Source organism: Massilia sp. CT11-108, assembly GCF_047302915.1.
Taxonomy (GTDB): Bacteria; Pseudomonadota; Gammaproteobacteria; order Burkholderiales; family Burkholderiaceae_D; genus Telluria; species Telluria orientalis.
The window spans coordinates 1-8,200 of the sequence record NZ_JBKYMO010000255.1; the positions used below are offsets into that span (position 1 = coordinate 1).

Genomic DNA, 8,200 nt, shown 5'->3' on the forward strand with positions numbered 1-8,200 from the left:
GCTTCGCTCGCTGTGGTCAGCTCGCGGCGGGACTTCCACCCACAAGAGTGCGCCCATGCTGGGCGCACCAAAAAAAAACGGGACGCCGAAGCGTCCCGTTTCATCGGATCCGAAACCGCAGGATTACAGCATCGCCTTCAGCAGACGAGCCATTTCCGACGGGTTCTTGGTGACCTTGATGCCGCAGGCTTCCATGATCTCCAGCTTGGCGTCGGCGGTATCCGCACCGCCCGAGATCAGCGCGCCGGCGTGGCCCATGCGCTTGCCCGGCGGCGCGGTGACGCCGGCGATGAAGCCGACGACCGGCTTCTTCATGTTGTCCTTGATCCAGTACGAAGCATTGGCTTCGTCCGGGCCGCCGATCTCGCCGATCATGATGACGGCGTCCGTGTCCGGATCGTCGTTGAACATCTTCATCACGTCGATGTGCTTCAGACCGTTGATCGGGTCGCCACCGATGCCGACTGCCGACGACTGGCCCAGGCCCAGTGCGGTCAGCTGGCCGACGGCTTCATACGTCAGCGTGCCCGAACGGGACACGACGCCGATGCGGCCTTTCTTGTGGATGTGACCCGGCATGATGCCGATCTTGATCTCGTCCGGCGTGATCAGACCCGGGCAGTTCGGGCCCAGCAGCAGGGTCTTCGAACCGGCCTTGGCCATGCGGTCCTTGACTTCCATCATGTCACGGACGGGGATGCCTTCGGTGATGCAGATTGCCAGGTCCAGCTCGGCTTCGACGGCTTCCCAGATCGCGGCAGCGGCGCCTGCCGGCGGAACGTAGATCACGGAGACGTTCGCGCCGGTGTTCTGCTTGGCTTCCTTGACGCTCGCGAAGATGGGGATACCCTCGAAGTCCTCACCGGCTTTCTTCGGGTTCACGCCTGCGACGAAGGCTTCACGGCCGTTCGCGTAGTCGCGGCACATGCGGGTGTGGAACTGGCCGGTCTTGCCGGTGATACCTTGGGTGATGACTTTGGTGTCTTTGTTAATCAGAATCGACATGTTATTTCCTTTGCGAATTAGGCTTGGCCAGCAGCGGCGGCAACGACCTGCTTCGCTGCGTCTTCCATGGTGTCGGCCGAGATGATCGGCAGGCCGGAGTCGGCCAGCATCTTCTTGCCCAGGTCTTCGTTGGTGCCCTTCATGCGGACGACCAGCGGCACTTGCAGCGACACGGCCTTCGATGCGGTGATCACGCCTTCGGCGATCACGTCGCAGCGCATGATGCCGCCGAAGATGTTGACCAGGATGGCTTTCAGGCCCGGGTTCTTCAGCATGATCTTGAAGGCTTCGGTGACCTTCTCGGCGGTTGCACCGCCGCCGACGTCCAGGAAGTTGGCCGGCTCGCCGCCGAACAGCTTGATGGTGTCCATGGTGGCCATGGCCAGGCCGGCGCCGTTCACCAGGCAGCCGATGTTACCGTCCAGCGAGATGTACGCCAGGTCGAATTTCGATGCTTCGACTTCGGCCGGATCTTCTTCGTCCAGGTCGCGGTAGGCGACGATTTCCGGGTGACGGAACAGGGCGTTCGAGTCGAAGTTGAACTTGGCGTCCAGGGCGATCACTTTACCGTCGCCGGTCAGGATCAGCGGGTTGATTTCAGCCAGCGATGCGTCGGTTTCCCAGTACGCTTTGTACAGGCCTTGCAGGTTCGCGCGGGCAGCGGCGATCGAGCCTTCCGGCACGCCGATCTTGCGGGCGATGTCGTCGGCATCCGCATCGGTCAGGCCGACGCTCGGCTCGATCACGACGTTGTGGATCTTTTCCGGGTTGCTGTGTGCAACTTCTTCGATGTCCATGCCGCCTTCCGAGGAGGCCATCAGCACGACTTTCTGGGTGACGCGGTCGGTGACCAGCGAGACGTACAGTTCTTTCTTGATGTCGGCGCCTTCTTCGATCAGCAGGCGGCGGACTTTCTGGCCTTCCGGACCGGTCTGGTGGGTCACCAGCTGCATGCCCAGGATCTGGTTCGCGTATTCGCGCACTTGCTCCAGCGACTTGGCGACTTTCACGCCACCGCCTTTACCACGGCCGCCAGCATGGATCTGGGCCTTGACCACCCAGACCGGTCCGCCCAGCTCTTCAGCTGCTTTGACAGCCTCGTCGACCGACAGGCATGGAATGCCGCGCGGAACGGTCACTCCGAATTTTCGGAGGATCTCTTTGCCCTGATACTCATGGATTTTCATGCTGGCTTCCCTTCTTCTGTTACTGATGTAGTTTAGAAATACGGTTGAAAAATAAAGCGACAAATCCGGAGTCTACTCCGGACAACACTACCCCGGCACCGCCTTGAGCGACCAGCGCGGGTAATACGTTTCGACGGCGGGGCCGTCGAGGCGCAGCGCGTGGCAGCGGTCCAGTTCGTAAGGCCGCCCGGCCGAAGCATCGGCCGGGCGGTTGGCCATCGCGTCATCGGCGAAGGCCTGGATTGCCGCGGTGGGCAGGACTTGCGCGAGTTCGGTCAGGTGGGTGCAGCCGAGTACCCCGGACAGGCGGTCCTTCAGATGCAATCGGAAATGTTTCAGCAGCGACAAGCCGATGAGCTTTTTATACGCAGGGGCGATGGTGTCGCAGAAACCGGGATAGGGTACGGCATCGGACGCGGCTTCGGCGTCGACGATGTTCATGTCGCGGTCGATAGTCACCCGCAATTTGAGTTCGTGCACCGGCAGGCCGGCCGGACGGGAGCCGGAAGGCAGGGCAATGTCATGCGTCTTGGTGTCGCGGATGCACGCGTCGAGATCCCACAGGCCATCGTCGCGCGCGAACGCTTCGACGGTAATGGCGCGCGTGTGCCTTGGCTTACGCGGAGCGGGAGGAGACAGGGGCATAAACACCAATGCCGGAATGCGGCGAAAAAATTTGCAGCCGTTGTGCCTGATGCACGTTGCCGCAGCTTCTACGGCAACAACCGCTCTTGCGGCGCTGCTTAAACCATGAAAGTTTAGCACAGGGTAACGGGCTGTGCACCGTCTCCCCGGTTACAGAAGGGTTTTTGCAGGGAAGATAAGGGGAGATGTTGCGAAGTTGTGATGCCGAAAGCGCAAGCTCGCCGTCATAAACAAGACGACAGTGGGACATTCACAATGCTGAGATCAGAGGTCGTCCTCGTCATCGCCGCCTTTAAGCGCGGCACGCACCGCACTCTGGGAAAAGCCGCGTTGCATCAGGAAGCGCATCTGTTTGCTGCGTTCTTCGGCGTCCCGCGGAACCCTGCCGAACTTGCGGCGCCAGACGTCACGCGCCCGTGCCGTTTCGGATTCCTTCAGTTCGGACTTGAGTTCGTCGAACGCTTCGCCATTGACGCCATGCTGCTGGAGTTCGGCGAGCACCCGGGCATTACCGTAGCGTCCGGCTCGCCGGTGAACCAGCGATTCGGCAAACCGCTCCTGCGACAGCCAGTTGTTCTTTTCAAGGAAATCGAGGAGGGCTTCGACGTCGTCGCCCTCCTCCGCATAGCGGGACAATTTGCGCGCCAGTTCGAGCCGGCTGTGCTCGCGCGTCGACAGATACTTCAACGCGCGAGCCTTGAGGCTCAGCTGCTGGCGCGGCATCAGGACGATTACTCGTCGTCGCCGATGGCTGCCGGCACGACCGCAGCACTGCCGGCCGGGGCCGGCGGCAGTTCGCGCACGCCGAGGGCGGCGCGGACCTTGTTCTCGATTTCGCGTGCCAGTGCCGGACGCTCCCTCAGGAAGATACGGGCATTGTCCTTGCCCTGGCCGATACGCTCGCCACCGTAGCTGTACCACGAACCCGACTTCTCGACGATCTTGTTGTCCACGCCCAGGTCGATGATCTCGCCTTCGCGCGACGTGCCTTCGCCGTACAGGATGTCGAAGTGCGCTTCCTTGAACGGAGGCGCGATCTTGTTCTTGACGACCTTGACCTTGGTTTCGTTACCGATCACCTCGTCGCCGGTCTTGATCGAGCCGGTACGGCGGATGTCCAGACGCACGGAGGCGTAGAACTTCAGCGCGTTACCGCCGGTCGTCGTTTCCGGGCTGCCGAACATGACGCCGATCTTCATACGGATCTGGTTAATGAAGATCACCAGGGTGTTCGTACGGTTGATCGACGCGGTCAGCTTGCGCAGCGCCTGCGACATCAGGCGGGCCTGCAGGCCCGGCAGGGAGTCGCCCATGTCGCCTTCGATCTCGGCGCGCGGCGTCAGCGCCGCCACCGAGTCGATGACCACCATGTCGACACTGCCCGAGCGCACGAGGGCGTCCGTGATTTCCAGTGCCTGTTCACCCGTGTCCGGCTGCGAGATCAGCAGCTCGTCCAGCTTGATGCCCAGCTTTTGCGCATAGGTCACGTCCAGCGCGTGCTCGGCGTCGATGAACGCGCAGGTGCCACCCAGCTTCTGCATCTGGGCGATGGTCTGCAGGGTCAGCGTCGTCTTGCCCGACGATTCCGGCCCGTAGATCTCGACGATACGGCCACGCGGCAGGCCGCCGACGCCGAGTGCGATGTCCAGGCCCAGCGAGCCGGTCGAGACGGTTTGCACTTCCTCGACGGGCGCATTGGTATCCATGCGCATCACCGAGCCTTTACCGAATTGCTTTTCGATCTGCGCGAGGGCTGCTGCCAGCGCCTTGGCCTTCTCGGCTGCATTTACTGCGGATTTTTTATCGTCCATAACTTTCTTTCTGTCCTAGAGTGAACCAAGGTGTGGGCCGCTCGCGCGATTTCAATAGGAAGTACTGTATAAAATCCCAGTGGTTTTGGCAAGCGATATTTACCATCGCTAGCCCGATTCGACATGTTGCGAAACTTCACACACAATAAGCGAACGAACAAGGTCGAACAACGAAAGCCGGGGGAAAAGATGCGTATTTTACTAGCCGAAGATGATAGCGTATTGGCCGATGGGCTGACGCGCTCCTTGCGCCAGTCCGGCTACGCGATCGATTGCGTCAAGAACGGCCAGGACGCGGACACGGCGCTGTCGACCCAGGAGTTCGATCTCCTGATCCTCGACCTCGGCCTGCCCAGGCTGTCCGGCCTGGACGTGCTGCGCCGCCTGCGTGCGCGCGGCTCGCTGCTGCCGGTGCTGATCCTGACGGCCGCCGATTCCATCGAGCAGCGCGTGGGCGGCCTCGACGCCGGCGCCGACGACTACATGCCCAAGCCGTTCGCGCTGTCCGAGCTGGAAGCGCGCGTGCGCGCCCTCACCCGGCGCGGCCAGGGCGGCGGCTCGACCGTCATTCGCCACGGCCCGCTCGTGTACGACCAGGTCGGCCGCAGCGCGACCATCAACGACCAGATGCTCGACCTGTCCGCGCGCGAGCTGGGCCTGCTGGAAATCCTGCTGGCGCGCACGGGCCGTCTCGTGTCTAAGGAACAGCTCGTCGATCACCTGTGCGAATGGGGCGAGGAAGTGTCGAACAACGCCATCGAGGTCTACGTGCACCGCCTGCGCAAGAAGATCGAGACGGGCGGCATCCGCATCGCCACCGTGCGCGGCCTCGGCTATTGCCTCGAGCGCTTTTCCGAGAATAACCGCGACAGCGCCCGCAAGAGCGCCGAAGCGGCCAGCGGCCAGAAGTGAAGCGGTTCAAGCGGCGCGCGGCCGGACCGGATCCGCTCGCCGTCACGGAACCGGTCGACGACCTCTACGTCCCGCCCAGGCCGGAGCCGGAAGAAAGCATCCAGCACTCGCTGTTCGGCGAAATCCTCGACTGGATGCTGGCCCCGCTGCTGCTGCTGTGGCCGATGAGCATCGCGATCACGTACCTGGTCGCGAAGTCGATCGCGAATCAACCGTTCGACCACGCGCTGGAAGACAGCGTCACGGTGCTCGCGCAGCAGGTCAAGGAGGTCGACGGCAAGGTCGTCGCGCGCCTGGGCGGCACCGCGCGCGACATTCTCCGCGCGGACGACGTCGACAGCGTGTATTTCCAGATCAGCGGCCCGCGCGGCGAGCTCGTCGACGGCGACCGCGACCTGCCGCCGCCGAACCCCGACGACGCCGAGCGCAGCGGCCGCGTGCACTTCCGCACCGAGACCCTGCACGGCACGCCGGTGCGCATCGCCTATGCCTGGGTCAATTTGCAGCCGCTGCTGGACGCCACGCAGGAACCGCGCCTCGCGCTCGTGCAGGTGGCGGAAACGCTCGACAAGCGCGCGCAGCTGGCCAACGAGATCATCAAGGGCGTGATCCTGCCGCAGTTCATCATCCTGCCCGTGATCCTGGCCCTCGTCTGGTTCGCGCTGTCGCGGGGCCTGTCGCCGCTCGCGCAGCTGCAGGAACGCATCCGCGCGCGCCCGCCGGACGATTTGTCGCCCATCGATTCGCGCCAGGTGCCGGAAGAGATTTCGCCGCTCGTGGGCTCCCTGAACGACATGCTGGCGCGCCTCGCGCACACGATCGACGCGCAGAAGCGCTTCATCGCCGACGCCGCGCACCAGATGAAGACGCCGCTCGCGGGCATGCGCATGCAGTCGGAGCTGGCGCTGCGCCAGGTCGATCCGAACGAGATCCACCGCTCGCTCGAGCAGCTGGCCAAGAGTTCGGAATCGGCCACGCGCCTCGTGAACCAGCTGCTGGCGCTGGCGCGCGCGGAAAACCAGCCGCACGCGGGCCAGACGCTGGAACCGCTCGACCTTGCCGCCCTGGCGCGCGACGTCGTGCAGGACTGGGTGCAGGCCTCGTTCGCGCACGAGATCGACCTCGGCTACGAAGTCATCGGCGACCCGCCGGAGATCGACGGCAGCGCCATGATGCTGCGCGAGCTGCTGTCGAACCTGATCGACAACGCGCTGCGTTACACGCCACCCGGCGGCAGCGTCACCGTGCGCGTGCGCGGGACCAATATCGGCAACGGCAACCAGGCCTTGCTGGAAGTCGAGGACACGGGCCCCGGCATCGCACCGTCCGAACGCCATCGCGTGTTCGAACGTTTTTATCGCATCCTCGGCTCGAGCGCGTCCGGCTCCGGCCTCGGTCTCGCCATCGTGCGCGAGATCGCGCAGCAGCACGGCGCCGACATCGAGATCTTCAACAACCCGCGCAGCACGCACAAGAAATTCCCGGGCAGCCTGTTCCGGCTGACCTTCCCGCCCACCGTCACGCTAGTCCCCGATGCCGACCGAGACCGCCCCTTCCTCTGACCCCGATCGCGAGCGTCAGGCCATCGTTGCCGCGCGCGCCGCGCACTGGGCGCGTGCGCGCCGCCTGATCGCGCTGCTGCTGGCGCTGTGGCTCGCGACGAGCTTCTGCACCGTGTTCTTCGCGCGCGACCTGGCGCACCTGTCCGTGTTCGGCTGGCCGCTGTCGTTCTACCTCGCGGCACAGGGCGCGTCGCTCACGTACCTCACCATCATCGGCGCGTACGCCTGGCGCATGCGCATCCTCGACCGCGATTTCCAACGCACGCTGGAGGGCCGTTCATGACTGGAACGGCCGCCAGGACCCGCAGCTATTTCCGCCGCCTCGCCCGCTACTACCTGTGGTTCACGCTGTGCTTCGCGCTGTTCCTGGGCGCGCTCGCGATCCTGGAACACGAGGGCATGCCGCGCCAGTGGATCGGCCACCTGTACATGTTCGCGACGATCGTCCTGTACGCGATCATCGGCGTCGTCAGCCGCACGTCGAACGTGTCCGAATACTACGTGGCGGGGCGGCGGGTCCCGGCGCTGTTCAATGGCATGGCGACGGCGGCCGACTGGATCTCGGCGGCCAGCTTCATCAGCCTCGCGGGCACCTTGTACCTGCACGGCTTCGACGCCCTCGCCTACGTGATGGGCTGGACGGGCGGCTACTGCCTCGTCGCCCTGCTGATCGCACCCTACCTGCGCCGCTTCGCCCAATACACGATCCCCGACTTCCTCGCCGCGCGCTACGGCGGCGAGACCGGCACGCGACAGGGCAGCATCGTGCGCGCGCTCGCGGTCGGCGGCACCATCGTCGTCTCGTTCACGTACGTCGTCGCGCAGATCTATGCCGTCGGCCTGATCGCGTCGCGCTTCACGGGCGTCGATTTCTCGGTCGGCATCTTCCTCGGCCTCGCCAGCATCCTCGTGTGCTCGTTCCTCGGCGGGATGCGCGCCATCACGTGGACGCAGGTGGCGCAATACATCATCATCCTCGTCGCCTTCCTGATCCCGACGATCTGGCTGTCGATGAAATTCGCGGGCAACCCGGTGCCGCAGGTCGCGTACGGCTCCGTGCTGCCCAAGCTGGCCGCGC

Annotated in this window: 9 protein-coding genes; 4 read left to right on the forward strand and 5 right to left on the reverse strand. The window is 64.2% G+C overall.

All coding sequences use genetic code 11. The features are described 5' to 3' along the window. Nucleotides 1-123 precede the first annotated feature (123 nt). The 5 genes from sucD to recA all read right to left on the reverse strand — a co-directional run bounded on the left by sucD (nucleotide 124) and on the right by recA (nucleotide 4,648). Nucleotides 124-1,005 (reverse strand): succinate--CoA ligase subunit alpha, encoded by an 882-nt coding sequence (gene sucD, locus ACEN88_RS19210; protein ID WP_413342075.1) that lies wholly within the window; start codon nucleotides 1,003-1,005, stop codon nucleotides 124-126. Between the two features lie 17 nt (nucleotides 1,006-1,022). Continuing rightward, the gene (sucC, locus tag ACEN88_RS19215; protein WP_056124707.1) at nucleotides 1,023-2,192 is read right to left on the reverse strand and encodes an ADP-forming succinate--CoA ligase subunit beta; all 1,170 of its coding nucleotides are present in this window, start codon (nucleotides 2,190-2,192) and stop codon (nucleotides 1,023-1,025) included. A gap of 87 nt (nucleotides 2,193-2,279) precedes the next feature. After that, nucleotides 2,280-2,837: a DUF2889 domain-containing protein gene (locus ACEN88_RS19220; protein WP_413342077.1), complete on the reverse strand. Its 558-nt coding sequence runs from the start codon at nucleotides 2,835-2,837 to the stop codon at nucleotides 2,280-2,282. 264 nt (nucleotides 2,838-3,101) lie between these two features. Further along, on the reverse strand, nucleotides 3,102-3,560 hold the full coding sequence (recX, locus tag ACEN88_RS19225; RefSeq protein WP_413342079.1) for a recombination regulator RecX: 459 nt from the start codon (nucleotides 3,558-3,560) through the stop codon (nucleotides 3,102-3,104). 8 nt (nucleotides 3,561-3,568) lie between these two features. Then, nucleotides 3,569-4,648: a recombinase RecA gene (recA, locus tag ACEN88_RS19230; protein WP_413342081.1), complete on the reverse strand. Its 1,080-nt coding sequence runs from the start codon at nucleotides 4,646-4,648 to the stop codon at nucleotides 3,569-3,571. Between the two features lie 189 nt (nucleotides 4,649-4,837). Here recA and ACEN88_RS19235 point away from each other — a divergent pair, with 189 nt between their 5' ends. The 4 genes from ACEN88_RS19235 to ACEN88_RS19250 all read left to right on the forward strand — a co-directional run. Then, nucleotides 4,838-5,560: a response regulator gene (locus ACEN88_RS19235; RefSeq protein ID WP_413342083.1), complete on the forward strand. Its 723-nt coding sequence runs from the start codon at nucleotides 4,838-4,840 to the stop codon at nucleotides 5,558-5,560. Then, nucleotides 5,557-7,122, forward strand: coding sequence for a sensor histidine kinase N-terminal domain-containing protein (locus ACEN88_RS19240; protein ID WP_413342085.1), 1,566 nt, complete (start codon nucleotides 5,557-5,559; stop codon nucleotides 7,120-7,122). The genes ACEN88_RS19235 and ACEN88_RS19240 overlap by 4 nt, the downstream gene beginning before the upstream one ends. Beyond that, complete coding sequence (locus ACEN88_RS19245) at nucleotides 7,094-7,405, forward strand: DUF4212 domain-containing protein (protein WP_413342087.1); 312 nt, start codon at nucleotides 7,094-7,096, stop codon at nucleotides 7,403-7,405. Before ACEN88_RS19240 ends, ACEN88_RS19245 begins: the two co-directional genes overlap by 29 nt. Beyond that, nucleotides 7,402-8,200: sodium:solute symporter family transporter (locus ACEN88_RS19250; RefSeq protein WP_413342088.1), on the forward strand; the 799-nt coding region annotated here is incomplete at its 3' end. The genes ACEN88_RS19245 and ACEN88_RS19250, both read left to right, overlap by 4 nt.